Genomic DNA, 24,931 nt, shown 5'->3' on the forward strand with positions numbered 1-24,931 from the left:
GCCGGGGAGAAGCATATGACGTTCTGGAGCATTGTGCGCCAGCGCTGCTGGGGATTACTCCTGGTAGTGGCAGGTGTCTGTATCATCACTTTTATCATTTCGCACCTGATCCCCGGCGATCCGGCTCGCCTGCTGGCCGGTGACCGCGCCAGCGACGAAATTGTGCAGAATATTCGTCAGCAGCTTGGGCTGGATCAACCGCTCTATATCCAGTTCGGTCGCTATGTGGATGCCCTTGTACACGGCGATTTGGGGACGTCTATCCGCACTGGTCGCCCGGTAGCGGAAGATTTAAAAGCCTTCTTCCCGGCTACCCTTGAGCTGGCATTTTGTTCCTTACTGCTGGCGCTGGTTATCGGTGTCCCACTGGGCATTTTATCGGCGGTTTACCGTAACCGCTGGCTCGACCATCTGGTGCGCCTGATGGCGATGACCGGGATCTCCACCCCGGCATTCTGGCTCGGGCTTGGCGTCATCGTGCTGTTCTACGGGCATCTGCAAATCCTGCCCGGTGGTGGCAGGCTGGACGACTGGCTCGACCCGCCCGCACACGTAACCGGGTTTTATCTGGTGGACGCGCTGCTCGAAGGCAACGGCGAGGTCTTTTTTAATGCCCTGCAACACCTGATTTTACCCTCGCTGACCCTGGCATTCGTGCATCTGGGAATCGTGGCGCGCCAGGTGCGTTCCGCCATGCTGGAACAGCTGAGTGAGGATTACATTCGTACCGCCCGCGCAAGCGGGTTACCGGGATGGTACATCGTTTTACGTTACGCCTTACCCAACGCGATGATCCCATCCATCACCGTGCTTGGTCTGGCCCTTGGCGACCTGCTCTACGGCGCAGTATTAACCGAAACCGTCTTTGCCTGGCCGGGTATGGGCGCATGGGTAGTGACCTCTATCCAGGCGCTCGACTTCCCCGCCGTGATGGGCTTTGCCGTAGTGGTGTCGCTGGCTTACGTTTTCGTGAATCTGGTGGTTGATCTTCTCTATCTGTGGATTGATCCCCGCATCGGGCGCGGAGGTGCCGAATGATGTTAACCCAGGAAACGCCCGTCCCCGTTAAAAGCAACAAACCGCGCATCGACTGGGCAAAACTGTTCTGGTTGCTGCGTAAAAGCCCGCTAACGATGATTGGCGGAATGATTATGTTCCTGATGCTGGCGTTAATGCTCACCTCGCCGTGGCTTGTGCCTCACGATCCTAATGCCCTGGATCTGACCGCACGGTTACAGGCACCTTCGGCACTACACTGGTTTGGCACCGATGAAGTGGGCCGCGATCTGTTCAGCCGCGTGCTGGTGGGAAGCCAGCAGTCAATCACTGCCGGGCTTGCCGTGGTGGTGATTGCCGGCGGGATTGGTTCGCTGCTGGGCTGTTTATCCGGGGTGCTGGGTGGGCGAGGAGACGCCATCATCATGCGGGTGATGGATATCATGCTGTCGATCCCTTCCCTGGTCCTGACCATGGCGCTGGCAGCGGCACTTGGCCCCAGCCTGTTTAATGCCATGCTGGCCATTGCGATTGTGCGCATTCCGTTTTACGTGCGCCTGGCACGCGGGCAGACGCTGGTGGTGCGCCAGTTTACCTATGTGCAGGCTGCGCGGACGTTTGGCGCATCGCGCTGGCATCTGATCAGCTGGCATATCCTGCGTAACGCCCTGCCGCCGCTGATTGTCCAGGCCTCGCTGGATATCGGCAGCGCGATCCTGATGGCGGCCACGCTGGGGTTCATTGGTTTAGGTGCCCAGCAACCCACGGCGGAATGGGGGGCGATGGTGGCTGTGGGCCGTAACTATGTCCTCGACCAGTGGTGGTACTGCGCGTTTCCCGGGGCGGCCATTCTGATCACCGCCGTGGGCTTCAACCTGTTTGGCGACGGTATCCGCGATCTGCTTGACCCGAAATCAGGAGGGAAACAGTGATGAGCGAATCAGTTTTATCCATTGACGATTTACACCTCAGCTTCCCGGTGTTTCGCGGTGAAGTCCACGCGTTAAACCATGTGTCGCTTGAGATTAAACGCGGCGAAATTGTCGGCGTGGTGGGCGAGTCCGGTTCCGGGAAATCAGTGACGGCGATGCTGGCCATGCGGCTATTGCCGGAGGGGAGCTATCACGTTCACCACGGGCAGGTGACACTGCTGGGTGAAGATGTGCTGAACGCTTCGGAAAAGCAGCTGCGCCAGTGGCGCGGGGCAAAAGTAGCGATGATATTCCAGGAGCCGATGACGGCGCTCAACCCTACACGGCGCATTGGCAAGCAGATGGTGGAGGTTATCCGTCAGCACCAGCCTCTGTCGCGCCGCGACGCGCAGAAGAAAGCCATTTCGCTGCTGGAAGAGATGCAAATCCCGGATGCAGGCGAAGTGATGGATCGTTATCCGTTCGAGCTTTCCGGCGGGATGCGCCAGAGGGTGATGATTGCCCTTGCCTTTTCCTGCGAGCCAGAGCTGATTATTGCCGATGAACCCACTACCGCGCTGGACGTAACCGTACAATTGCAGGTGTTGCGGTTGCTTAAGCATAAAGCCCGCGCCAGCGGCACGTCGGTGCTGTTTATCAGCCATGATATGGCGGTGGTGTCGCAGCTCTGCGATCGTCTGTATGTGATGTACGCCGGCAGCGTCATTGAGAGCGGAACCACCCAGACGATTATCCACCACCCGGTTCATCCGTATTCCATTGGGCTGTTGCAGTGTGCGCCGGAAAACGGTGAACCGCGCGACATGCTGCCTGCCATTCCCGGTACGGTGCCGAATCTGACCCGTTTACCGCAGGGCTGTGCTTTCCGTGAACGCTGTTTTGCCGCGGGAGCAAAATGCACCGACACGCCACGTTTAACGCCAAATGGCGCGCAGGGCCAGCTGGCAGCGTGCTGGTATCCACAACTGGAGGAACGCCATGTCTGACATTTTGCTCGAACTGGCCCATGTGCACGTGAATTTCCCGGCCCGAAAAAACTGGTTGGGCCGTGTAACGGAACAGGTTCACGCTCTCAACGGGATGGATCTGCAAATCCACAAAGGCGAAACGCTGGGCATTGTCGGGGAGTCCGGCTGCGGGAAAAGCACTCTGGCACAGTTACTGATGGGGATGCTCAGACCAAGCACAGGAGATTGTCACCGGACCAACAGCGCCAGCGGGATGCAGATGGTGTTTCAGGATCCGCTCTCGTCTCTCGACCCGCGCCTGCCGGTCTGGCGCATTATTACCGAGCCCGTTTGGGTACAAAAACGCAGCAGCGAGCGCGAACGCCGTCAGCTTGCGGAAAACCTGGCCCAACAGGTGGGCATTCGCGCGGAATATCTCGACAGGCTGCCACATGCGTTTTCCGGCGGGCAGCGTCAGCGCATCGCCATTGCCCGTGCGCTCTCATCCGATCCGGATATCATCGTGCTGGATGAACCCACCAGCGCGCTGGATATTTCCGTCCAGGCGCAGATCCTGAATCTGCTGGTCAGGTTGCAACAGCAGCGTAATCTCACCTATGTGCTGATCTCACATAACGTCTCCGTCGTGCGGCATATGAGCGACCGGGTAGCAGTGATGTATCTGGGGCAAATTGTCGAGTTAGGCCCTGCCCGGCAGGTGCTGAGTCAGCCGCGCCACCCGTACACCCAGCTGTTGCTCGATTCCGTCCCCAGAACCGGCGAACCGCTGGATGACAGTCTCGCACTGCGAAAAACGGACCTGCCAGGTAACCGGCATCTTCCCGCAGGCTGTTATTTTCGCGATCGCTGTCCACTGGCGACCGAAGGTTGCCAGGTGCCGCAGTCGTTGCAACCCGCCGCCGATGGACGCGACGTGCGTTGCTGGCGTAAAGTCACCTGATGCGAATTGTTCTTTTTCTGGCCTGTTTACCCGTTTATGCCTGTGCGGCACAGCTTGTGCCGCCGCCGGGTTTTGCCAAACCGTTACCCCACACCGGGCACGGTAACTGTGTCACGCTCCCTGCGCCTTACACCGCAGATCTGGTGTTTCGTAGCAAATACGAAGGATCTGACAGTGCCCGCGCCACGCTCAATCCTGAAGCTGAAAAAGCCTTTCGTGACGAAACCAAACCGATAACCGATTTTGAACGCGGCATTTCGCAGATGATCTGGCGCTATAAATACACCGGTGATGCGAAAACGCGGGACTGTATCCTGAGCGGCTTTAAACAGTGGGCTGACGCCAACGCCCTGACCTCTGCCCACACCAACCATACCGGGCGGTCGATGCGTAAATGGGCGCTGGCAACCCTTGCCACCGGCTGGGTTGAACTGAAATTTATGCCCGGTTCGCCGTTAAAAGAGAATGCAGATATTGAACGCTGGTTAGCCTTGCTGGCCGACAAGGTTGTGCAGGACTGGGACGGGCTGCCGTTGGCCAAAACCAATAACCACAGCTACTGGGCCGCCTGGTCAGTGATGGCCGCGTCAGTGGCGTTAAACAGGCGGGATTTATTTAACTGGTCGGTAAAAGAGTACCGCATCGCCGCCGGGCAGATTGAAGCGGATGGCACCTTACCCAACGAACGTAAACGCCGCGAGCGGGCGGCGGCGTACCACAATTACGCCCTGCAACCGCTGGTCATGATCGCAAGCTTTGCGCAGGCCAACGGTGTTGACCTGTTACCGGAAAACCAATACGCCCTGCAACGCCTGGCAAACTGGGTTTTGCAGCATGATAACCGCAATGTGGTCTGGCTTGCGCCTTACTGCACCCTGACAAAATGTGACAGCGTCACGCTTTCACTGCGCGATGCCAGTCATACACAAAAAAATCGCCGCATGGGCGGCGATTTAACAGTGCTTTACCAGCCTTAAATCTGGGCCATACCGCCGTCGACAAACAGTTCAGTGGCATTGTAAAGCTGGCGGCGTCAGAGGCCCGGCACGAATGCGCAGAAGGAACCGTACAACGCTACTGCACCCCCGGCGCGCTGACTATGGAGAAAAGTGGCATAGCGTAATGAGCGTAGCTCATGAATTAGCGCAGGTTGCGGGTAAGCTCATCAAGAAACACCCGTAATGCCGCAGGCTGATACTCACGTGACTGATATATACCGTAAATAGCGAGCGACTTAGGCGTGAAGGACGTAAGCACTGGCACTAACCGCCCCGATGCCAGCGCGGCCTGGGCTTCTCGTTCCGGCAGCATGGCGATGCCACAATGCTGAATCGCCGACTCCATCAACAGCGACGAGATACTTGCGCTAATATTCCCGCTAACAGCCACGCTCACCGGTTCACCCTCGTCAGTGACAAAGAGCCAGGATTGCCCGGCAAAGAAGCTGTAATGCAGGCAGTTATGCTCCGCCAGATCCTCCAGACACTGCGGCGTGCCCCGCGCGGCCAGATATTGCGGTGAAGCACAGAGCACCGAGCGACACTCCCCCAGACGCCGGGCAATCATTCCGGGCTCGGGGTTATCGGTTATGCGGATAGCCACATCAATACGCTCACCCACCAGGCTCACCGGGTGGTTATTCACATCCAGCTCGACTCGCAGTTGCGGGTAGCGTGCCAGCAGTTCAGGCAACACAGGGGCAATCATATGCATTGCGGTAAAATGCGCGCAGGCGACCCGTAGCGTGCCCGACGGTAAATCTTTGGCGGACTGATCTTCTATTTCCTGGGAAATTTGCGAGAGCGAGCGCGTTTTCAGCAACACTTTTTCCCCCGCCGCCGTCAGCGTCAGTTTGCGCGTGGAACGGTTTACCAGCCGTGTTCCGGCCCACTTTTCCATCTGTTCCAGATAACGGCTGACCATCGGACGTGAGATCCCAAGCGAGCGCGAGGCGGCGCTCAGACTTCCCAGTTCGCATATCCGGTTATAGACCTGGGCGGCGATAACGCGATCCATGTAGTACTCCATCTGCTCGATTTATGAAACTAAGCATGTCTTGTTTCAGGAATTCTGGCAAATACAGAAATCCATACAATAGTGACTTTCCTGAATAACAGAGACATGATGATGAAGCTCACCCGCCTTGCTGTACTGTGCACCCTTTTTACGCCGGCTGTTTTCGCCGCGCCGTTAACCATTGATAGCTACAACCCGCAGGAAAAAGGCATTTTTGCCGTCTCTTCCACTCTGGTGTCCGGGCCAACTGAAGCGGTGTTGTTTGATGCCCAGTTCAGCGTGAAAGACGGCGAGCAACTGGTCGACAAAATTCGTCGCAGCGGCAAAACGCTCAATAAGATTGTGATCACCTCCGGTGATCCTGATTTCTATTTTGGCCTGCAACCGCTGGTGAAAGCCTTCCCTGACGCCAAAGTAGTGGCGACGCAAAAAGTGGTTGATCACATTAAGGCCACCAAAGACGCCAAACTTGCGTTCTGGGGTCCGCAGATGAAAGACGGCGCGCCAACCACGCTGGTGGTGCCGCAGGTTATCGCCTCGACAACCTTTATGGTTGATGGCGAAAAAATCGATATTGAGCAACCCGACAGCTATGCAGCATATGTGTGGATCCCGTCAGCAAAAACCATACTGGGCGGCACTGGGGTTTCATGGGGAATTCACGTCTGGACTGCCGATACCCAGAGCAAAGAAAGCCGTCAGCAGTGGCAACAGACGCTGGACAGCATGGCTGCACATAAACCTGAGCGCGTGATCCCTGGGCATTATCTTGGCACACCGCCTGCCGGAAGCGAGGCCATTGTCTTTACCCGTCAGTATCTGGCGCAGTTTGAGCAAGCACTGGCGCAACATAAAGATTCCGCAGGCGTGATTAATGCAATGAAAACCCAGTGGCCAAACCTGGCCGAAGCCAGTTCCCTGGAGCTGAGCGCCAAAGTGAATACCGGCGAAATGAAGTGGTAATGTGAATATCTGCTAAGCTGGATTGGCAACCTAAGGGGTTACATTTCTTCCGCACACGCGGAGTTGTCCTTAAAACTATCAACAGGATTGAGGAGTACGCATGAAATCGAACCGTAAGGCACGCCATATTCTGGGACTGAACTACAAGATTTCTAACCACAAAAAAGTGGTTATCGAAGATAGCCATGAAACGGTTATCGCTCATGCAACGGGCAGAAAACGCCACGCTGACAAGTAAGTTTCCGCTTATGACGCACAACACCATCGGCAAAACCGATGGTGTTTTTGTTTATGTGTTGCGGTAATTAACATTCAGCTCCTCTATAATACTGCCCGACCGAAACCCGCAGCACAGGCCAGAAAGATGACAACCGCAGTGTCGGGGACGGATCTTCAAAAAAGAGTGAGTGACATGGACAACAAACTGAAAAAACATCGTTCCCTATATATTCCCTATGCCGGCCCCGTTCTGCTTGAATTCCCCCTGCTTAACAAAGGCAGCGCCTTCAGCATGGAAGAGCGCGGCAGCTTCAACCTGCTCGGCCTGTTACCAGAAGTGGTTGAAACTATCGAGGAACAAGCTGAACGCGCCTGGATCCAGTATCAAGGCTTCAAAACCGAAATAGATAAGCACATCTATCTGCGTAACATCCAGGATACTAACGAAACCCTGTTCTATCGTCTGGTGCAAAACCATCTCGAAGAGATGATGCCGGTTATCTACACCCCAACGGTGGGCGCGGCGTGTGAACGTTTTTCTGAAATTTACCGTCGTTCCCGCGGCGTGTTTATCTCTTACCAGAACCGTCACAACATGGATGACATTCTGCAAAACGTGTCAAACCACAATATCAAAGTGATCGTGGTAACTGACGGCGAACGTATTCTGGGCCTGGGTGACCAGGGCATCGGCGGGATGGGCATTCCAATCGGTAAGCTGTCGTTGTACACCGCGTGCGGCGGTATCAGCCCGGCGTATACCCTGCCAGTAGTGCTCGATGTCGGGACCAACAACCAGCAACTGCTGAACGATCCGCTGTACATGGGCTGGCGTCATCCGCGCATTACCGACGACGAGTACTATCAGTTTGTCGATGATTTTATCCAGGCCGTGAAGCACCGCTGGCCGGATGTGCTGCTGCAATTTGAAGATTTTGCGCAGAAAAACGCCATGCCGCTGCTGAACCGCTATCGCGATGAGATTTGCTCTTTCAACGACGATATTCAGGGTACTGCGTCCGTGACCGTTGGCACGTTGATCGCCGCCAGCCGTGCGGCAGGCAGCCAACTCAGTTATCAGAAAATCGTCTTCCTGGGCGCAGGCTCGGCGGGTTGCGGTATCGCCGAACAGATTATCGCCCAGACCCAGCGCGAAGGCTTAAGCGAAGAGCTTGCTCGCTCCCGCGTCTTTATGGTTGACCGTTTCGGCCTGCTGACCGACGCGATGCCAAACCTGCTGCCGTTCCAGACCAAGCTGGTGCAGAAACGCGATAACCTGAAAAACTGGGATACCGATAACGAAGTGTTGTCCCTGCTGGATGTGGTGCGCAACATGAAGCCGGATATTCTGATTGGCGTTTCCGGGCAAACGGGTCTCTTCACCGAAGAAATTATTCGTGAGATGCACAAACACTGTGAACGCCCTATCGTGATGCCGCTGTCTAACCCGACCTCACGTGTGGAAGCGACTCCACAGGACATCATCGCCTGGACCGAAGGTAATGCGCTGGTTGCCACCGGCAGCCCGTTTGATCCGGTGGTGTGGAAGGATAAAACCTACCCAATCGCCCAGTGCAACAACTCCTACATCTTCCCGGGAATTGGTCTGGGGGTTATTGCTTCCGGTGCATCGCGCATTACCGACGAAATGCTGATGTCTGCCAGTGAAACGCTGGCGAAGCACTCGCCGCTGGTCAATAACGGTGAAGGCCTGGTGTTGCCAGAGCTGAAAGACATTCACAAGGTGTCCCGCGCTATCGCCTTTGCGGTGGGCAAAATGGCGCAGCAGCAAGGCGTGGCGATCAAAACCTCTGCCGATGCGCTGCAACAAGCCATCGACGATAACTTCTGGATGCCGGAATACCGGAGTTATCGCCGTACCTCCATCTAAAACTGTAAGTGGGCCGCTGGCCCACTTATTTTTTGGCAGGTCGCCAGTTTTTATCTATTTTCTGTTCACCGTAATGCTCCTGCCGATGACAGTTTGGGCAAAGGGCAATGGCATTATCTACGCTGTCTTCCCCATTTTCTGATAGTGGAATAATGTGATGAACTTCTAAATAATAAGCCCCATCCTTCATACGCTGAAACGGTGCCAGGGAATGACAACATTCGCAATTATTTTGAGCCCTGAGAAGTACTTCGGCCACCACATCGGGATTACGATCGTAACGCCAGACGGAAACCTGTTTTTTCGCCGGATGAACAGACGCATTTTTCAGGCGCTTTTTTCTTTCCGCAGATTTTAGTTTTAACGCCCTGCTGACTTTGTCGTAAAAGTCTATTTCGTCGCTACCCGGAATATCTTCACTCTCCTCATGTTGCAGGTTAAGTTGTTCCTTAAGGATGGCAATGACCGACACATCCAGAGGCTTCTGGAATGTCCGCCCTGTCTGTGCAAAGTGGTTCATAAAACGATCCCAGTGACCCTCTTTACCCGCAGGAGGCAGCACTTTGCTCAGTTCGTGGCGGTTAAGAGTAATAAAATCATTCAGTTCAGAAACATCGCTTAACTGCACTCGATGGGGATAGACGCTATCCTGCTCGAAATTGATGCTTTCAATACGGTAAAGACCGCATAGCTGGTAACCCACGGATTTATGCACATTCTGGATGACAAAGACAAAGTCACCTGTATTCACATGAGTCAGCTTTTTCTCACTTTCCGCACTAACACCATACCCCTTTGTGTAATCAAAATCGGTGGTATTAGATGCACTATGATAGGCGTAAAAATAAGCCATACACTCAATCTCCTTTTGTTTTCATATGGAATGGTATCGGCATAACGACAAAAATCTTAATGTTCAATAGTGCAGCATTCGATTATACTTTCGACACTCATTGACCCACTGAATATATAAGGAGGCCAATTATGCTGTACTGTGAAATTTTCAATGTTTCACATACATTTGGTGATCGCACCAGCTCAAGCGTTATCGATATCGTGCTGCGATAACTTCGGCTTGAGCGAAGACACCAATTCCTGAAATCCCTTCTCTCGGGCTTACTGAGTTATCGTCAGCGATGTTTGACGAGGCATAAACATGCCTGTAACTCTTGGGTAAGCAACAAATGAGCACTTTACTCACTGCACAATCTTTACGTGTTGATACGGCGTTTGGCACGCTCTTCGACTCACTCTCCTTTACGCTGAAAAAAGGCGACCGCATCGGCCTGCTGGGCGATAACGGCTGCGGTAAAAGTACGCTGCTGAAGGTGCTGGACGGCACAGACTCCCCCGCTGCGGGCAACGTCGCGCTGGCCGGACACTGTATGATGGCGCGTGTAGAACAACATCTGCCGGAAGCAATTTATCCGCTAACCATGCTGGATGCCGTACTGGCGCAGTTGCCCGCGGCTGAACGTGACAGTCTTCGCTGGAAAGCGGAAACGCTGCTGGCCGGCATGGGCTTTACACCGCAGGACACCGCCCTGCAATCGGCTACCCTTAGCGGTGGGCAACATACCCGCCTGCTGCTGGCACGCGCGCTAATCAGCGAGCCGGATCTGCTGCTGCTGGATGAACCCAGTAACCACCTTGATCTGCCGACGATGCTCTGGCTGGAGCAGTTTTTACAAAACTGGTCCGGTAGCTTTGTGCTGGTATCCCACGACCGACAATTGCTGGATACCGTCACCAACGGAAGCTGGATCCTGCGAGACAAAACGCTGCACTACTTTGCGCTCCCCTGTACTGCGGCACGCAAAGCGCTGGTCGCAAAGGATGAAAGCGATTCCCTGCGCCACAAGGCAGAGCAAAAGGAGATCGACCGCGTCGCGGCCAGTGCTAAACGGCTGGCGACCTGGGGCAAGGTTTACGATAACGAAGATCTCGCCCGCAAAGCCAAGCAAATGGAAAAACAGGTCGAACGGCTCAAAGAGAGCCAGACGGAAGTCACAGCCGGTAGTCAGTGGACGTTAACTCTGCGGGGTGATGCACTACGTGCCGACCGTCTGCTGGAGTTGGATAACCTCGACGTTCCACCGGCGCCGGGTTTACCTGCCCTGTTCAGGGTGGACATCGCACGGCTGAAAAGTGGTGATCGGGTTGCCATAACCGGGCGTAACGGCTGCGGAAAATCATCCCTGATGAAGCTTATCTGGCAGCAATTTAGTGCTGAGCAATCAACGGATACGCTGAAACTCCACCCACGTGTTGCGCCGGGTTATTACGACCAGACGCTACACCAGCTACCGGACGATGCCCCTCTGCTGGACGCGCTGGAGCCCTTTGCGCCAAACCCACAGGATCGCAAAATGGCGCTGATAAGTGCGGGTTTCCCGTGGGCGCGTCATGGGCAGCAGGTCAGCACACTCAGCGGAGGCGAGCGCTCTCGCCTGCTGTTTGTCGGGCTGACGCTCGCCCGCTATAGCCTTCTGATGCTCGATGAACCGACCAACCATCTGGACATGGAGGGCAAAGAGGCGCTGGCTGACACTCTGCAACAGTTTGAAGGCGGTGTACTACTGGTTAGCCACGACCGACAGCTGATTAGCCAGAGCTGCAATCGTTTCTGGCTGATTGAAGACGGTAAGCTCAGTGAATGGCACGATGCCGACGCCGTGTTCGAACGTCTGCGTGAAAGCTCGGGGCTGACGCAACCGGTCGATACCGTGCTACCACGGGACGAAGCCCCGTCGCCGTATGACGATGTGCTGGAAAAACTGGTGGCGCTGGAGACACTGCTTGCAGATGACTTAGCGCGCAAGCCGAAGCATCAAAAGCCGCAGTTGCAGGCGCAATGGCGTAAAGAAATTGAGGAGCTGGAAGCACAACTGTAAGTCTGCTCCCGGCGGTTAACCCCGCCGGGCCAGAGTATTACTGCGGGTTTTTCTCTTTCCAGGCATCCCATGCCTGTTTAATTTCCTGCTTCGCGGTCGCCGCATCGTTAAAGCCGCTCAGCTCAACTTTTTTGCGCCCTTCTGGCAGCTGTTTGTAGACGCGGAAGAACGACTCCAGGCGCTGCACTTCGATTTTCGGCAGGTCTTTCAGTTCTTTAATATCGTCGTAAGTTGGGTCGATTTTACTCGCCGGAACCGCGACGATTTTATCGTCCTTCTCACCACCATCCACCATCTTCAGCACGCCAATCGCACGCAGCTTAATGAGCGTACCCGGTGCCATTGGCGCACGGGTATAGAAAATCACATCCAGCGGATCACCATCACCGGCCAGAGATTGTGTCAGGGAACCATAGTTAGCCGGATAAGCCACAGGCATGGACTGGAAACGGTCAGCAACGATAAAACCGGTCCTGGCGTCGGTTTCATATTTGATAATGCCGCCTGCGGGGATTTCCGTAACGGCATAGAACTCTTCCGGGTTGTTCTCCGGCTGAGGGAATTCAAGAATGTTTTGCGCCTGAACGGAAGCGGACAGGAGAACGCTGATTGCGATAAGTTTTTTCACCAGATGCATTGTCTTTTAACTCTTCGGTTATTAGGAAGACAACACGTTACGTTTGGTTCATGTCAGAACCATGACAGTTTTTTGTCAGTTTTTTACCACCCCCCTGAATTGAGGGGAATGATGCTGCCTTGCCGCATTAATGAACAAAAACCTAATAAAATGATGACATTATGTTGCTGCGGCCTTGCATAACACCGACAAAACTCTAATTCTTAAGAAGTAAGATGTATTCTTGCACTGCAATACGCCCAAAATGTGTTCAACGCCAAAGTCATCGCCATCGACGTTAATGATGAACAGCTGAAATTAGCCGCCAGCATGGGTGCTGATTTGACCGTGAACTCGCGAAGCGTTGATGCAGCAAAGGTTATCCAGGCGAAAACCGGTGGCGCACATGCGGCAGTGGTGACCGCAGTGGCAAAAGCGGCGTTCAACTCTGCAGTGGATGCGGTTCGCGCGGGTGGCCGCGTGGTCGCCGTCGGTCTGCCGCCTGAAGCGATGAGCCTGGATATTCCGCGCCTGGTGCTGGACGGCATTCAGGTTGTGGGATCGCTTGTGGGTACCCGTCAGGATCTGCTGGAAGCGTTCCAGTTCGCCGCTGAAGGTAAGGTTGTCCCGAAGGTGACGATGCGTCCGCTGGAAGATATCAACGCTATCTTCAAAGAGATGGAACAAGGGCAAATTCGTGGCCGTATGGTGATTGATTTACGTTCGTAATGTATATGCTTCCCTCTCCTCACTGGGGAGAGGGAAGGCAAAATTTGTGTAGCACGCTTTCAACGCCCCGCTGATGGGGCGTTTTCATTTTCAGTTTCCGGCAAACCTTATCTCAATTCCTTTGTTCCCTTGTTTTCCCCCGCACCCGATGATGAATCCGACGCTAACAAGAAGATAACAAAGGAATTCACCATGCAAACTCCATTTCGCCTGCCGCTGCTGACAGCGCTGATTCTGGCTACCACGGCGACTTACGCGGCTGATACGCCAGTTAAAGGCGGCACGCTTATCTACCTGGAACAACAGGCGCATACCAACCTTTATCCGCCCGCCGGGGGATTTTACCCTAACGGCGGCATTCTGAATCAGATAACAGACAAACTGACCTGGCAGAACCCGCAGACGCTGGAGGTTGAACCCTGGGTAGCGGAAAGCTGGAGCACAAACGCCGATAAAACCGAATACACCTTTAAGATCCGCCCGGGGATCACGTTCTCGGACGGCACACCGCTTGACGCTAACGCCGTGGCGAAAAACTTCGACACCTATGGTCTGGGGAATAAGGCACAACGCCTGCCGGTTTCTGAGGTAATCAACAACTACGATCACAGCGAAGTGGTCGACCCGCTCACCGTGAAGTTCTTCTTTAAAAAGTCGTCACCGGGATTCTTACAGGGTACGGCCACCATCGGCTCGGGCCTGGTGTCGCTCAGTACGCTGAAGCGTAATTTCGAAGAACTGGGTGATGCCCGCCATATTATTGGTTCCGGGCCGTTCGTGGTGAAAGACGAAAAGCTGGGGCGCGAAGTGACGCTCGAGGCGCGTAAAGACTATCAATGGGGGCCAAAAAACCTGGCCCAACAAGGCCCGGCCAACCTCGATGGCATCAAGTTTATTGTCACCCAGGAAGACAGCGTTCGCATTGGCGCCTTGCTGGCAGGCCAGGCAGATTTGATTCGCCAGGTGCAGGCGTATGACGAAAAACAGACCACGGATCAGGGTTATCACATCTACGCCGCACCGACTCGAGGTGTGAACGACAGTATCAGTTTCCGCCCGGATAACCCGCTGGTTGCCGATGTTCGGGTCCGCCAGGCGCTGCTCCATGCCACAAACGCGAAACAGGTCGTCGACACCCTCTTCTCACCCAATTACCCGCAGGCAAAATCCGTTATTGCAGGTTCCGCCGCAGGCTTTGTTGATCTGAGCGACAAACTGACCTTCGATGCGGCCAAAGCCAACGCATTACTCGATGATGCTGGCTGGAAAACGGGCAGCGACGGGATCCGCGCCAAAGACGGGCAACGCCTGGCGCTGACCATTTATGAATCTCTGCCTCAGCCGCAAAACAAAGAGGTGTTACAGCTGGTAGCCCAGCAATGGCGTCAGGTTGGCGTGGTGCTGAACGTCAAAGCCGGTGACGCAGGAAGCCGCACGCTGGATAACCTCGACCCGTTAAAAACACCGCTGACGGTATCTGAAGTGGGTCGCGCCGACCCGGACGTGGTGAAAAGCATGTTCTATCCCGCTAACCGCGATGCACTGCTGCAAAAAGGCGGTTCCAGCGACAAGGTCAAAAGTTTCCGCGACGACAAGCTGAACGAACTGCTGGTAAATATTTCCGCAGAAGTGGACCCGCAAAAACGACGTCAGCTGACAGGGGATGCACAGCGCTACCTGCTGGACAACGCCTATGTGATCCCGATCTTCGAAGAGCCGCAGGTCTTTGCCGGTGCGCCCTGGCTTAAAGGGGTGAACTTTGAAGCCGTTGGCCGCCCGTCGTTCTACGGCACATGGATTGAGAAACATTAAGGAGTCGAACATGAGCCACGCACTGCTTCGACGTTCAGGCCATGGGCTGCTGGTGTTATGGGCCGCCTTTACCCTGTCGTTCGTGCTGCTTCAGGTGCTGCCGGGTGATGCGGTGCTGATCAAATTTCAGAACCCTGATCTTGGTTTAAGCCCGGCGCAAATTCAGGAGATGCGCGTGGCTTACGGGGCAGACAGCCCGCTGTGGCAGCAGTATGGCCATACGCTGTTTGCCATGTTACGCGGAGATTTCGGCTACTCGCTCCAGGCGGGTGTCCCGGTCAGCGAGCTGATTACCAGCAATCTGCCGGATACCCTGAGCCTGGCGCTCCCGGCGTTTGCGCTAGCGGTGTTGCTGGCTTTCGCACTGGCTTTTGCTTCGCGCCTGCCGGGTTTGCGCTGGCTCAGCAATACCATTCAGTCTTTGCCGGTGCTGTTTATCTCTCTGCCGACATTCTGGCTGGGTATCGCCTTAATCCAGCTCTTTTCGTTCCAGCTGAAGTGGATACCGGTCATTAACCCAACGCCCCTGCAAGGCCTGATCCTGCCGATCGTGACCGTCGCCATTCCGATCTCCGCCCCACTGGCACAGATTTTAATGCGCAGCCTGGACCAGGTGGCATCCCAGCCTTTTGTGGCCGTAGCGCGTGCCAAAGGCCTGAGCGAAACCGCCGTTCTGTGGCGCCACGTCACGGGTAACGCCCTGCTACCGGTGCTGAATATTGCCGGTTTACTGCTGGGCGAACTGATTGCCGGGGCGCTTATCACTGAAACCGTCTTCGGGCGCAGCGGCCTGGGCCAGCTGACCCAGCAGGCGGTGAATAACCAGGATATTGCCGTGCTCCAGGCGGTGGTGATGATTTCAGCCCTGGGGTTTGTCCTGATTAACCTGCTGGTGGATCTGCTGATGCCGCTGTTCGATCCTCGCCTGCAAACCGTCACCGGAGGTGCCCAATGAGTCTTGTTGATTACGCCGCGGCCGCACGAAAACGCGTGCCCCGGTTGCCCGGTATTTCGTGGCAACCCGGATTATGGCTGGCATGGGCCGTAATTGTGCTTGCCGCATTTGCTGCCTTCGCGCCGGGCCTGCTCAGCCACTACAGCCCGATTGAAGGCATCGCGGGTGCGCAACGTCTGGCGCCGCAGTCGGGCCACTGGCTCGGTACCGACCAGCTTGGCCGGGATGTGTATACGCGCATTATTTACGGCGCTTCACACTCCCTGAGCGCTGCGCTGGCTGCCGTTACCATGGGATTAGTCGCCGGAACAGGGCTTGGCGTCATTGCCGGCGCGTTTGCCGGGCGTGTTGAGTCGTTGCTGATGCGCTTTGTCGATGTCCTGCTGTCTATTCCGTCTCTGCTGCTCTCGCTGACGGTCATTATTCTGCTCGGTTTTGGCACCGTAAACGCCGCCATTGCCGTCGGGGTGGCCTCCATCGCCAGCTTCGCCCGGCTGGCGCGCGGTGAAGTGGTCCGTATTCGCCATACGGATTACGTCGAAGCGGCGTTTGGCAGCGGCGGCACATTCCTGGCCGTGCTGTGGCGACATATTCTTCCCAATTCACTCACTGCGGTACTGGCATTTGCCACCTTACAGTTTGGCCAGGCGATTCTGGCGCTCTCTACGCTGAGTTTTCTCGGCTATGGCACGCCGCCGCCCGTCCCGGAGTGGGGATTATTGATCGCTGAGGGACGTAACTATCTCTCCACCGCCTGGTGGTTAACCACCTTCCCGGGCATTGTCGTCATCGCGGTAGTGCTTGCCACCAACCGTATTAGCCAGCAGTTCAGCGGAGGCCGTATATGACCGTTCTCAGCGTGGAAAACCTCAGCCTCAGCTACCGCACCGGCCGCCAGTGGCGGGAAGTGGTCCATAACGTCAGCTTTAGCTTAAAACGGGGAGAAATGCTGGCGTTTGTAGGCGAGTCGGGGTCGGGCAAAACCACGACCGCACAGGCGATTATTGGCCTGTTGGCAGACAACGCCCGCCGCGATGGCGGTAGCATTCTGCTTAATGGTGAAGAGATCAGCCTCTGGTCTGCTAAACGGCTCGATGCCCTGCGCGGCACGCGGATTAGCCTTGTCCCGCAAGACCCCGGTAACTCACTGAACCCGGTTCAGACTATCGGCGCGCAGGTGGGGGAAATTATTCAGATCCATCAAAAAATCACTGCCGCCCAGCGGGATGAACAGGTGTTAGCCCTGTTAACCAAAGTGGGGTTAAGCCACCCGCAACAGCGCATGAAACAGTACCCGCATCAACTTTCCGGGGGAATGAAGCAACGCGTTCTGATTGCCATCGCCATTGCCCTGCGCCCCGATGTGATCATCGCCGATGAACCGACCAGTGCGCTGGACGTCACGGTACAAAAGCGCATTCTTGATTTACTGGATGTGCTGCGTCGCGAGTCCGGTACGGCGGTGCTGTTTGTCACGCACGACCTGGCGCTTGCCGCACAGCGCGCCGACAGACTGCTGGTGTTCCGTCACGGAGAGGTGCAGGAGCACGGTGCCACAGCAGATATCGTGCGTGCACCGCAGCACGCCTACACTCGCCAGCTGTTAAGCGATCTCCTGGGACAACGGCTGACCATTGCCCCGGTGTCAGGTTTACCGCTGGCGTCACCAGCCATACGCGCGCAGGGGATCAGCAAACAATTTTCGCTGGGTAAAGGTCATCAGCTTCAGGCCCTGGATCAGGTTAGTTTCGACGTGACGCGCGGCAGTACGCACGCCCTGGTGGGCGAATCGGGTTCCGGGAAAACCACCCTCGCCCGCATTTTACTGGGATTCGAACAAGCCGACAGCGGTCGCGTGGTGATTGACGATATCGACGCCACCACCTTAAGCAATGAGGCGCGCCGCCAACTGCGACAGAAAATCCAGTTTGTGTACCAGAATCCGTTTGCTTCACTGGATCCGCGGCAAACCCTTTTTGAGATAATCGAAGAACCACTGAAAAACTTTGCCCGCATCAGCAAAACGGAACGCAAGACGCGCGTCGAGAACGTTGCCCGGCGTGTCGCGTTGCCCGCAGAGCTTCTGAGCCGGACGGCACGCGAACTGTCCGGCGGGCAGCGTCAGCGCGTAGCCATTGCGCGGGCACTAATCCTTGAACCGACCATCCTGGTGCTGGACGAAGCCACCTCGGCGCTGGATGTCACGGTACAGGCGCAGATCCTGGCCCTGCTTCAGCAGTTACAGCAACAGCTGGGGCTGACCTATCTCTTTATCACTCACGATCTGTCGACCGTTCGCCGCATTGCGCACAGCGTGACGGTGCTGCGTAGCGGCCAGGTTGTAGAGCATGGCGCGGTAGAAGCGCTGTTTGCCACACCGCAGAATAGCTACACCCGCGAACTGATTGACGCCATTCCCCATTTTTCACCCGTTACGGAGGAGTTCGCATGACGCGAAAACGCCTGGGATTTTTCACCCGCCTGCTGGATGACGCCACGCCGAAAGAACGTTACCGCCTGGCAACAGAACAAATACAGCACGCGGAGCGCCACGGTTTCGACAGCGCCTGGATTGCGCAGCACCACTTTCATGAGCACGAAGGCGGGCTGCCCTCTCCGCTGTTATTCCTGGCACATGTGGCTGCGCATACGCGCAACATTCGTCTGGGAACCGCCATCATCACGCTGCCGATGGAAAACCCGCTGCGGGTAGCGGAAGATGCCGCCGTGCTGGATCTGCTGGCGAATGGCCGCCTGGAAGTGGGCTTTGGCTCCGGGGGTACACCCACCTCATTCCTGCCGTTTGGCCTGACGTTCGAGGAACGCTCCGCCGTGTTTGCTGAACATCTGCATGTTATCCAGAGCGCCTGGGGCGGGGATTCGCTCACCCATCCCGACAACCATCTTTATCCACCCTCCCCACAGCTCAACCGGCGGGTATGGATTGCGACCTTTTCGGTGGAAGGAGCCATACGCGCAGCACAGGCCGGGCACGGTCTGATGCTCTCACGCACGCAACCCCGCCCGGCAGACAGGCTGGATTTAACGCTGGATGAAATCCAGAACCCTATTATTGATGCCTATCTGGATGCCCTGCCTGCGGGCGTCGCGCCACGTATTCTGGCCTCGCGTACGGCATTCGTCGCCGACAGCGATGACTATGCGCTAGCGGTGGCAACCCCCGGGCTGACAAAACAGGCTCAGCAGCATCGCGCGACCGGGTATCAGGTAACAGGCGATAGCGTGGCGGATTATCGCCGTCAGTTTGACGCCCATATTGGCGCGCCTGAAACCGTTCTCGCCTCGCTGCAAGCCGATTCCGTCCTGGCGCGCGCGACGGATATTTCATTCCAGGTGCATTCGGTGGAACCCTCGCACCCGGATACCCTGCGTTCGATTGAATTGATTGCAGCACATATCGCCCCCCACATTCTTTGAGGAGTCACAGATGGCATTAAGTCAGGATATTCTCGCCGAACTGGCAGAGATCGCCCCAGGTTCCGCTCTGGCGCAGGCCCGCGCCACGCGTGATGCCGCAACGCGTCATGCCCAGGGGAGTTACGAAACGTTGTTCAGCCAGCAGGACACGGCATTTCCGCTGGATGAACGTTTTGCCGTGGCGGCAAAAGTCGCGAAATGGCATAACGCAGACGCACTTGCGGCGCACTACGCCGGATTTGGGCTGGCTGACCCGACCTCTGCGCGTCTGACTCCGGCCCTTAATTTCGCCCGTTTGTTGACCTTTTCTCCGGTAGAAGCCACCCCGTCGACCCTGAAAACACTCACTCAGGCAGGCTGGAGCAAAGAAAGCATTGTGACGCTGGCGCAGCTTATCGCGTTTGTCAGCTTCCAGAGCCGGCTTATTACCGGGCTACGTTTGCTGAACGATAAACCGGTAACAGCCAGTGATACACCGGCTGTGGCGGGCATCTGGCACACAACAAACACCACCGCAACGGGCAAAGCCGCGCCAGTAGCCTTCACCCAGGCGGAACTCGGCTGGGAACCGTGGATTGCGGCAAAACCGCTGGCCGATTTTACCGACGATGAGGCGGCAATCCTCGCGAAATTTGGCCACACCGACTCTGACTATTTCCGCCTGCTGGGGCGCAATTTGCCGGTACTGGAACAACGCACACTCACGGATAAAGGGATTTTTTATACGTCGGGCGGCCTTCCCCGCGCCGAACGCGAGCTTGCGGCAACGGTCACCAGCAAGGTTAACGGCTGCATTTACTGCGCATCTGTCCATGCGCGTAAAGCCAGTCAGTTATCAAAGGATGACAGCGCCGTTGAAGCGCTGCTGGCCATCCGCCCCGGGCAGGTGCTGAGTGAAGGGCAGTCTGCGCGCTGGCAGGCGGAAATTGAATTTGCGGCGGCGCTGTCCGTCACGCCACCGGCTGTGACGCCACATCACCTTGCGGCACTGGAAAAACAGTCGCTGGATACGCTGGAACAACTCGATTTGATTCAGTCTGCCGCCTTCTTCGCCTGGGCCAACCGGTTGATGTTGACCCTGGGCGAACCCTGGCTGTCCTGATGGGTATCAGGCTAACGCGTGTGTGTTAGCCTGATTTCGTTTGGCTTTCAGGTAGCCATACATCAGCAGAGACGTCATGGCGGAGAACGAAAGAATGGCCGCGGGCAAGGTGACGTAGCTCCAGCTAAAGCCAAGCGTTATCATCATCCCGCCAAAATAGGCACCAATTGCACTGCCCAGATTAAATGCCACCTGACCACCCGCAGCACCCAGCAGTTCCCCACCTTTTGCATTTTGCAGCAGCAGTATTTGCAGTGGTGCCGAGAGGGCAAACAGCCCAGCGCAGCAAATAAAGCCCATCACCAGAGAAGCTGTCTGGTGCTCCCCAAACGCAAAGAGCAGTAACAATGAGGCGACAATCACCATATCGGTCGTTGCCGCGATGCGCAGCGGGCTATAACGCCCGGATAATTTACCGCTCAGCATATTACCCAACACCATGCCCAGCCCCATCAGCATCATGATCACGGTCATCAGCCCTTCTGAAAAACCAGAGACATTTACCATAAACGGCTTAACAAAGCTGAACCAGGCAAACACCCCGGCGTTGCCAAACATGGTGGCGGCAAAAATAAGCCAGGGTTCCGGTTTTTTCAGAAAATGAAACTGCTCGCTGAGCCGGGTTTCCGTTTTATCGTAGAGTGTTGGCACCCAGAAAATGACGGACAGGATCACCAGCGCATCGAACACGGCAATCAGTAAGAAGGTGTAGCGCCAGTTGTATTCATGCCCAAGCCACGTCCCGAGCGGGACACCCACCAGATTGGCGACCGTCATCCCGGCAATCATGCCTGCGACCGCAAGCGTCACCTTACCCGGAGGGGCAATTTTCGAGAGGATGATGGCACCCACGCCAAAAATGGCCCCGTGCGGAAAACCGGAAATCAGGCGCCCTATCGCCAGCCCGGTATAGGAGGTCGAAAAGGTAAAGATGGCATTCCCGACCGCGCACATCGCCACTAAAAACAGCAGCGTTGATTTCAGCGAGAACTTACCGGAAAACAGCGCCACAATCGGCGCACCGATCACTACACCGAAGGCATAAAACGAAATCATATTGCCGGCGGAAGGAATTGAAATCCCCGTATCTTTCGCCAGCTCGGTTAACACACCCATAATGCCAAATTCAGCCATGCCAAGGCCGAATGTGCCAAGTGCTAACGAAAAAATAGTCTTTTTCATACCGCAACCACTTGTTAAAAATTTGCAACAGCTATTATTAAATAATCTTGTATGGTGAGCCAGTTCAAAACGGCTCGCTGACAGGTTAATCCATTAATTCAGGTAGATTACACTTCAAAGCACGGCCCTTTATTCCGCGACCGGACAATAAGAGGATGACAATGATGGTCAGTAAAAAAAAGAAAGCCAGTGTCGTTGTTGATGTCGTTAAAGATGCACCTCTCAAAACCAAAGAGTATGAAAAAGAGCTGCGCCGTCTCCATGTTGAGCTGGTTAAGCTCCAGCAATGGGTCGTCAGTAAAGGCTTGAAAGTGTGCATTGTCTTTGAAGGACGTGACGGCGCAGGTAAAGGCGGTACGATTAAAGCGATCACCGAGCGCGTCAGCCCGCGAGTGTTCCGGGTGATTGCTTTACCAGCCCCGACCGAGAAAGAAAAAAGTCAGCTCTACTTCCAGCGTTATGTGCCCCACCTGCCTGCAGCGGGTGAAATAGTTATCTTCGATCGCAGTTGGTACAACCGGGCAGGCGTTGAACGGGTGATGGGCTTTTGCACCCCGGAACAGGTAGAAAAGTTTCTGGATGGCACACCAGTGATGGAAAAAGCGATGGTGGATGCCGGGATCATCCTGGTGAAATACTGGCTGGAGGTGACGCCAAAAGAGCAGGAACGCCGTCTGCGCGATCGCATTAACGACGGGCGTAAGATCTGGAAATTATCCCCAATGGACATTAAATCCTTCACTATGTGGGATGATTATACCGTCGCACGCGATGCCATGTTTGCCGCTACCGACACCGCCTGGGCGCCCTGGTTTGTCGCCCGCTCTGAAGATAAGAAACGTGTTCGCCTGAATATTATTTCTCACCTGCTTACCCAGATCCCGTATAAAGAACTGCACGTTGAGTCTGTTGAATTGCCGAAACGTAAAATCGGCAAAGTCAAACCGACAAAATACCCCTTCAGATATGTCGCGGAACGCTTCTGATATTCCCGGCCTCTTTGTTGAATGCAAAGAGGCCATTTCATTCACTGTTGTCTGGAATGCTGCTCGCAATATTAATATTGCCAGGGGAAACAGTATTGTTTTTGTGCGGCAGAGGTTGATAATGAGCGCACCCACACAGGAGGTGAAAAATGAAAGATTCAGCAGCAGTACATGAACATCAATCCAGTCCGTCCCAAAGCCATGTAGCCCTTACTCACAGGCGATCAAGCTCTCAGCATAAGCTATCAGAGCATGACCGGCAGTTTTTTCAAGCAATGAATGATTTTGTCGAAAAGAACGGGACGATTACCGATGATGAATTTTTCAGGGTGCTTTAATGCTTAAACAATTTAACGTTTATCGTAACCCCTCTACGATGACCCGGGATAAACTTCCTTATTACATGCTTATTCAGGATGATTGCTATGAGGATCTGGCTACACGTGTAATTTTGCCCTTAATGCGAAATCATCAGTTACCCTTATGGCATAGCCCTCTTGCGCCAGGCATAAATATAGAATTCGAATCATTCCTTATTTATGCGCCCATGATCACCAACATCAACACTAATAAAATTAACCGAAAAGACTTTATCTGTAATTTACGCGATTCACGTCATGATGTTATTTCAGCCATTGACAGGCTGTTAACCAATACCTGACCAGGACTGAGACTTTCAGTATACCTGGCCTGCATTTTCTAACGCACTGGCAATTGTTAAACGCCGCCGACCCACGCCGACGGCGCTAACGCTTACTTCATCCCTTCAGTACTCTCTTTCTTCGCTTCCAGGCGTTCAACATCCCGATACCATCGCGGATGGTGCTTTTGCGCCCAGCGGCGGCTCACTTTGCCTTCAATCATCCCTTTAATCGACCCTTTTACCCAGAATGCCATATACATATGGATCAGGATGGCGTGGATCAGAATGATGGCCGACGTCGCATGGATCAACAGCGCATATCGCACGACCTGAATCGGGAAGTAGTGCGCAAAATACGGACGCCAGATGATCACTCCAGTCACCAGCAGCACAAAAATCATGCTCATGATGGTCCAGAACATCATTTTCTGCCCGGCGTTGTATTTCCCCACTCTCGCGACTTTATGTTCATTTCCTTTCAGGACTTCGACTATTCCCTTCACCCACGGAATATCTTGCTTATCCGGGATGTTGTGGTGAACAAAGCGCACGAACATAAACATCAACACGATGAAAATCAGCACCCCAAAAAACGGGTGCAAAATGCGCCCCATCTGCGGTGTGCCGAAGGTTTCGGTCAGCCACTGTAGCGTCGGGAAAAAGAACGAAATCCCCGATACCGCCACCAGGAAGAAGCAGATCACCACCGTCCAGTGACAGGCGCGGTCAACAAACTTCGTGCGCACAATCATCTTTGACTTACTCATGGTGATCCTCCTCGTCGTCATCCACCTCTTTGTTTGGCCCGATACCAATGTAGTGATAAATCAACCCGGCAAAGGTGGCGATAAAGCCCGCCGCCGAAAGCGGTTTAAGCGCCCCTTTCCACAGGTTGATCGCGGTATCGATCGCCGGATCTTTCGGCAGATTGTGGTACAACTCCGGCTGGTCGTTATGGTGCAGCACATACATCACGTGCGTACCGCCCACGCCCTGCGGGTTATAAATCCCCGCGTTTTCATAGCCGCGCGCTTTCAGCTTGTCCACGCGTTGCTGCCCCACTTCCAGCATCTCTTTTTTGGTGCCAAAGTGGATAGCCCCGGTCGGGCACGTCTTAACACAGGCAGGCTCCTGCCCGACGCTGACGCGATCCACGCACAGAGTGCATTTGTAGACCCGGTTATCCTCTTTGTTGAGACGCGGAATAGTAAACGGACAGCCTGCAATGCAGTAACCGCAGCCGATACAGTTGTCCTGCTGGAAGTCGACAATACCGTTGGCGTACTGGATGATTGCCCCGGCTGACGGACATGCCTTGAGGCAGCCCGGATCTTCGCAGTGCATACAGCCATCTTTGCGGATAAGCCACTCCAGCTTGCCGTTCTGGTCGGTTTCGCTAAAGCGCATCACCGTCCAGGATTTGGCGCTCAGATCGGCAGGATTATCGTAGACCCCAACGCAGTGCCCTACTTCATCGCGGATGTCGTTCCATTCTGAACAGGCCACCTGGCAGGCTTTACAGCCCACACAGGAAGAGACATCGATAAGCTTTGCGACTTCTGCCTTGTAATCCCGCGCGCGCGGCGCGGGGGTAATAGGGTTAGTCGCGGAGCGTTTAATAATGTCTTGTGTTTCCATCGCCATTTATT

Annotated in this window: 24 protein-coding genes and 1 pseudogene; 19 read left to right on the plus strand and 6 right to left on the minus strand. The window is 55.1% G+C overall.

Features of this window, described 5'->3' with window-relative positions; translation table 11 throughout:
- Positions 1-15: 15 nt before the first annotated feature.
- From ACS603_RS11565 to ACS603_RS11585, 5 genes are read left to right on the plus strand one after another with little or no spacing between them, the layout of a single operon-like run.
- Positions 16-1,038: an ABC transporter permease gene (locus ACS603_RS11565; protein ID WP_474944304.1), complete on the plus strand. Its 1,023-nt coding sequence runs from the start codon at positions 16-18 to the stop codon at positions 1,036-1,038.
- Positions 1,035-1,928: a D,D-dipeptide ABC transporter permease gene (ddpC, locus tag ACS603_RS11570; protein WP_182061163.1), complete on the plus strand. Its 894-nt coding sequence runs from the start codon at positions 1,035-1,037 to the stop codon at positions 1,926-1,928. The genes ACS603_RS11565 and ddpC overlap by 4 nt, the downstream gene beginning before the upstream one ends.
- Positions 1,928-2,914 (plus strand): ABC transporter ATP-binding protein, encoded by a 987-nt coding sequence (locus ACS603_RS11575; protein ID WP_014070331.1) that lies wholly within the window; start codon positions 1,928-1,930, stop codon positions 2,912-2,914. Before ddpC ends, ACS603_RS11575 begins: the two co-directional genes overlap by 1 nt.
- Positions 2,907-3,836: an oligopeptide/dipeptide ABC transporter ATP-binding protein gene (locus ACS603_RS11580; RefSeq protein ID WP_474944305.1), complete on the plus strand. Its 930-nt coding sequence runs from the start codon at positions 2,907-2,909 to the stop codon at positions 3,834-3,836. Before ACS603_RS11575 ends, ACS603_RS11580 begins: the two co-directional genes overlap by 8 nt.
- A complete protein-coding gene (locus ACS603_RS11585; RefSeq protein WP_474944306.1) occupies positions 3,836-4,813 on the plus strand; it encodes a mannuronate-specific alginate lyase in 978 nt (325 codons plus the stop codon). The genes ACS603_RS11580 and ACS603_RS11585 overlap by 1 nt, the downstream gene beginning before the upstream one ends.
- A 163-nt stretch (positions 4,814-4,976) precedes the next feature.
- On the opposite strand, the gene ACS603_RS11590 is transcribed toward ACS603_RS11585, so the two are convergent.
- Positions 4,977-5,852: a LysR family transcriptional regulator gene (locus ACS603_RS11590; RefSeq protein ID WP_474944307.1), complete on the minus strand. Its 876-nt coding sequence runs from the start codon at positions 5,850-5,852 to the stop codon at positions 4,977-4,979.
- A 111-nt stretch (positions 5,853-5,963) separates the two neighbouring features.
- Here ACS603_RS11590 and ACS603_RS11595 point away from each other — a divergent pair, with 111 nt between their 5' ends.
- The 3 genes from ACS603_RS11595 to ACS603_RS11605 all read left to right on the plus strand — a co-directional run bounded on the left by ACS603_RS11595 (position 5,964) and on the right by ACS603_RS11605 (position 8,925).
- A complete protein-coding gene (locus tag ACS603_RS11595) occupies positions 5,964-6,815 on the plus strand; it encodes a Vmh family MBL fold metallo-hydrolase (protein WP_315688703.1) in 852 nt (283 codons plus the stop codon).
- A gap of 100 nt (positions 6,816-6,915) precedes the next feature.
- Positions 6,916-7,053 carry a stationary-phase-induced ribosome-associated protein gene (sra, locus tag ACS603_RS11600; protein WP_315688671.1) on the plus strand — a complete coding sequence of 46 codons (138 nt, stop codon included), beginning with the start codon at positions 6,916-6,918 and terminating at the stop codon, positions 7,051-7,053.
- 174 nt (positions 7,054-7,227) lie between these two features.
- Entirely contained in the window at positions 7,228-8,925 is a 1,698-nt protein-coding gene (locus ACS603_RS11605; protein WP_315688672.1) for an NAD-dependent malic enzyme, read from the plus strand.
- 25 nt (positions 8,926-8,950) lie between these two features.
- On the opposite strand, the gene ACS603_RS11610 is transcribed toward ACS603_RS11605, so the two are convergent.
- Entirely contained in the window at positions 8,951-9,778 is an 828-nt protein-coding gene (locus ACS603_RS11610; protein ID WP_474944308.1) for an HNH endonuclease, read from the minus strand.
- A 331-nt stretch (positions 9,779-10,109) separates the two neighbouring features.
- Here ACS603_RS11610 and ACS603_RS11615 point away from each other — a divergent pair, with 331 nt between their 5' ends.
- Entirely contained in the window at positions 10,110-11,819 is a 1,710-nt protein-coding gene (locus ACS603_RS11615) for an ABC-F family ATP-binding cassette domain-containing protein (RefSeq protein ID WP_474944309.1), read from the plus strand.
- Positions 11,820-11,856: 37 nt separating this feature from the next.
- On the opposite strand, the gene ACS603_RS11620 is transcribed toward ACS603_RS11615, so the two are convergent.
- Positions 11,857-12,456 (minus strand): inorganic diphosphatase, encoded by a 600-nt coding sequence (locus tag ACS603_RS11620; protein WP_182061176.1) that lies wholly within the window; start codon positions 12,454-12,456, stop codon positions 11,857-11,859.
- Positions 12,457-12,678: 222 nt separating this feature from the next.
- On the opposite strand from ACS603_RS11620, the pseudogene ACS603_RS11625 reads away from it, so the two are divergent.
- From ACS603_RS11625 to ACS603_RS11655, 7 genes and pseudogenes are all read left to right on the plus strand, one after another.
- A pseudogene (locus tag ACS603_RS11625) lies at positions 12,679-13,164 on the plus strand (zinc-binding dehydrogenase); the annotation flags it as partial.
- 192 nt (positions 13,165-13,356) lie between these two features.
- The gene (locus ACS603_RS11630; protein WP_474944310.1) at positions 13,357-14,976 is read left to right on the plus strand and encodes a TIGR04028 family ABC transporter substrate-binding protein; all 1,620 of its coding nucleotides are present in this window, start codon (positions 13,357-13,359) and stop codon (positions 14,974-14,976) included.
- 10 nt (positions 14,977-14,986) lie between these two features.
- Entirely contained in the window at positions 14,987-15,931 is a 945-nt protein-coding gene (locus tag ACS603_RS11635; RefSeq protein WP_182061179.1) for an ABC transporter permease, read from the plus strand.
- Positions 15,928-16,779, plus strand: a complete 852-nt coding sequence (locus ACS603_RS11640; RefSeq protein WP_474944311.1) for an ABC transporter permease — start codon at positions 15,928-15,930, stop codon at positions 16,777-16,779. Before ACS603_RS11635 ends, ACS603_RS11640 begins: the two co-directional genes overlap by 4 nt.
- On the plus strand, positions 16,776-18,383 hold the full coding sequence (locus ACS603_RS11645) for a dipeptide ABC transporter ATP-binding protein (RefSeq protein ID WP_474944312.1): 1,608 nt from the start codon (positions 16,776-16,778) through the stop codon (positions 18,381-18,383). Before ACS603_RS11640 ends, ACS603_RS11645 begins: the two co-directional genes overlap by 4 nt.
- Complete coding sequence (locus ACS603_RS11650) at positions 18,380-19,369, plus strand: putative FMN-dependent luciferase-like monooxygenase (RefSeq protein ID WP_474944313.1); 990 nt, start codon at positions 18,380-18,382, stop codon at positions 19,367-19,369. The genes ACS603_RS11645 and ACS603_RS11650 overlap by 4 nt, the downstream gene beginning before the upstream one ends.
- A gap of 10 nt (positions 19,370-19,379) precedes the next feature.
- Complete coding sequence (locus ACS603_RS11655; RefSeq protein WP_474944314.1) at positions 19,380-20,471, plus strand: alkylhydroperoxidase domain protein; 1,092 nt, start codon at positions 19,380-19,382, stop codon at positions 20,469-20,471.
- 6 nt (positions 20,472-20,477) lie between these two features.
- Here the strand turns inward: ACS603_RS11655 and araJ are convergent, their stop codons facing one another.
- The gene (gene araJ, locus ACS603_RS11660) at positions 20,478-21,653 is read right to left on the minus strand and encodes an MFS transporter AraJ (RefSeq protein ID WP_182061184.1); all 1,176 of its coding nucleotides are present in this window, start codon (positions 21,651-21,653) and stop codon (positions 20,478-20,480) included.
- A gap of 164 nt (positions 21,654-21,817) precedes the next feature.
- On the opposite strand from araJ, the gene ppk2 reads away from it, so the two are divergent.
- The 3 genes from ppk2 to ACS603_RS11675 all read left to right on the plus strand — a co-directional run bounded on the left by ppk2 (position 21,818) and on the right by ACS603_RS11675 (position 23,300).
- On the plus strand, positions 21,818-22,639 hold the full coding sequence (ppk2, locus tag ACS603_RS11665) for a polyphosphate kinase 2 (protein WP_182063582.1): 822 nt from the start codon (positions 21,818-21,820) through the stop codon (positions 22,637-22,639).
- Positions 22,640-22,788: 149 nt separating this feature from the next.
- Complete coding sequence (locus ACS603_RS11670) at positions 22,789-22,977, plus strand: hypothetical protein (RefSeq protein ID WP_474944315.1); 189 nt, start codon at positions 22,789-22,791, stop codon at positions 22,975-22,977.
- Positions 22,977-23,300, plus strand: coding sequence for a CcdB family protein (locus ACS603_RS11675; RefSeq protein ID WP_182061186.1), 324 nt, complete (start codon positions 22,977-22,979; stop codon positions 23,298-23,300). Before ACS603_RS11670 ends, ACS603_RS11675 begins: the two co-directional genes overlap by 1 nt.
- Before the next feature lie 92 nt (positions 23,301-23,392).
- Here ACS603_RS11675 and fdnI read toward each other — a convergent pair whose 3' ends face one another.
- Both fdnI and fdxH read right to left on the minus strand, forming a co-directional pair.
- A complete protein-coding gene (fdnI, locus tag ACS603_RS11680; protein ID WP_315685835.1) occupies positions 23,393-24,049 on the minus strand; it encodes a formate dehydrogenase-N subunit gamma in 657 nt (218 codons plus the stop codon).
- Entirely contained in the window at positions 24,042-24,926 is an 885-nt protein-coding gene (fdxH, locus tag ACS603_RS11685) for a formate dehydrogenase subunit beta (RefSeq protein ID WP_474944316.1), read from the minus strand. Before fdxH ends, fdnI begins: the two co-directional genes overlap by 8 nt.
- Between the last annotated feature and the right edge of the window lie 5 nt (positions 24,927-24,931).

This window comes from Enterobacter sp. Li2LvB3, assembly GCF_056156645.1.

Bases quoted from the DNA above. Each gene is read 5' to 3' on its own strand.
- ACS603_RS11635 (WP_182061179.1), top strand. From the start codon at position 14,987: ATGAGCCACGCACTGCTTCGACGTTCAGGCCATGGGCTGCTGGTGTTA.
- sra (WP_315688671.1), top strand. From the start codon at position 6,916: ATGAAATCGAACCGTAAGGCACGCCATATTCTGGGACTGAACTACAAG.
- ACS603_RS11565 (WP_474944304.1), top strand. From the start codon at position 16: ATGACGTTCTGGAGCATTGTGCGCCAGCGCTGCTGGGGATTACTCCTG.
- ACS603_RS11670 (WP_474944315.1), top strand. From the start codon at position 22,789: ATGAAAGATTCAGCAGCAGTACATGAACATCAATCCAGTCCGTCCCAA.
- ACS603_RS11655 (WP_474944314.1), top strand. From the start codon at position 19,380: ATGGCATTAAGTCAGGATATTCTCGCCGAACTGGCAGAGATCGCCCCA.
- fdnI (WP_315685835.1), bottom strand. From the start codon at position 24,049: ATGAGTAAGTCAAAGATGATTGTGCGCACGAAGTTTGTTGACCGCGCC.
- ACS603_RS11580 (WP_474944305.1), top strand. From the start codon at position 2,907: ATGTCTGACATTTTGCTCGAACTGGCCCATGTGCACGTGAATTTCCCG.
- ACS603_RS11620 (WP_182061176.1), bottom strand. From the start codon at position 12,456: ATGCATCTGGTGAAAAAACTTATCGCAATCAGCGTTCTCCTGTCCGCT.
- fdxH (WP_474944316.1), bottom strand. From the start codon at position 24,926: ATGGCGATGGAAACACAAGACATTATTAAACGCTCCGCGACTAACCCT.
- ddpC (WP_182061163.1), top strand. From the start codon at position 1,035: ATGATGTTAACCCAGGAAACGCCCGTCCCCGTTAAAAGCAACAAACCG.
- ACS603_RS11585 (WP_474944306.1), top strand. From the start codon at position 3,836: ATGCGAATTGTTCTTTTTCTGGCCTGTTTACCCGTTTATGCCTGTGCG.
- ACS603_RS11615 (WP_474944309.1), top strand. From the start codon at position 10,110: ATGAGCACTTTACTCACTGCACAATCTTTACGTGTTGATACGGCGTTT.
- ACS603_RS11575 (WP_014070331.1), top strand. From the start codon at position 1,928: ATGAGCGAATCAGTTTTATCCATTGACGATTTACACCTCAGCTTCCCG.
- ACS603_RS11610 (WP_474944308.1), bottom strand. From the start codon at position 9,778: ATGGCTTATTTTTACGCCTATCATAGTGCATCTAATACCACCGATTTT.
- ACS603_RS11675 (WP_182061186.1), top strand. From the start codon at position 22,977: ATGCTTAAACAATTTAACGTTTATCGTAACCCCTCTACGATGACCCGG.
- ACS603_RS11650 (WP_474944313.1), top strand. From the start codon at position 18,380: ATGACGCGAAAACGCCTGGGATTTTTCACCCGCCTGCTGGATGACGCC.
- araJ (WP_182061184.1), bottom strand. From the start codon at position 21,653: ATGAAAAAGACTATTTTTTCGTTAGCACTTGGCACATTCGGCCTTGGC.
- ACS603_RS11645 (WP_474944312.1), top strand. From the start codon at position 16,776: ATGACCGTTCTCAGCGTGGAAAACCTCAGCCTCAGCTACCGCACCGGC.
- ACS603_RS11630 (WP_474944310.1), top strand. From the start codon at position 13,357: ATGCAAACTCCATTTCGCCTGCCGCTGCTGACAGCGCTGATTCTGGCT.
- ACS603_RS11595 (WP_315688703.1), top strand. From the start codon at position 5,964: ATGAAGCTCACCCGCCTTGCTGTACTGTGCACCCTTTTTACGCCGGCT.
- ACS603_RS11640 (WP_474944311.1), top strand. From the start codon at position 15,928: ATGAGTCTTGTTGATTACGCCGCGGCCGCACGAAAACGCGTGCCCCGG.
- ACS603_RS11590 (WP_474944307.1), bottom strand. From the start codon at position 5,852: ATGGATCGCGTTATCGCCGCCCAGGTCTATAACCGGATATGCGAACTG.
- ACS603_RS11605 (WP_315688672.1), top strand. From the start codon at position 7,228: ATGGACAACAAACTGAAAAAACATCGTTCCCTATATATTCCCTATGCC.
- ppk2 (WP_182063582.1), top strand. From the start codon at position 21,818: ATGGTCAGTAAAAAAAAGAAAGCCAGTGTCGTTGTTGATGTCGTTAAA.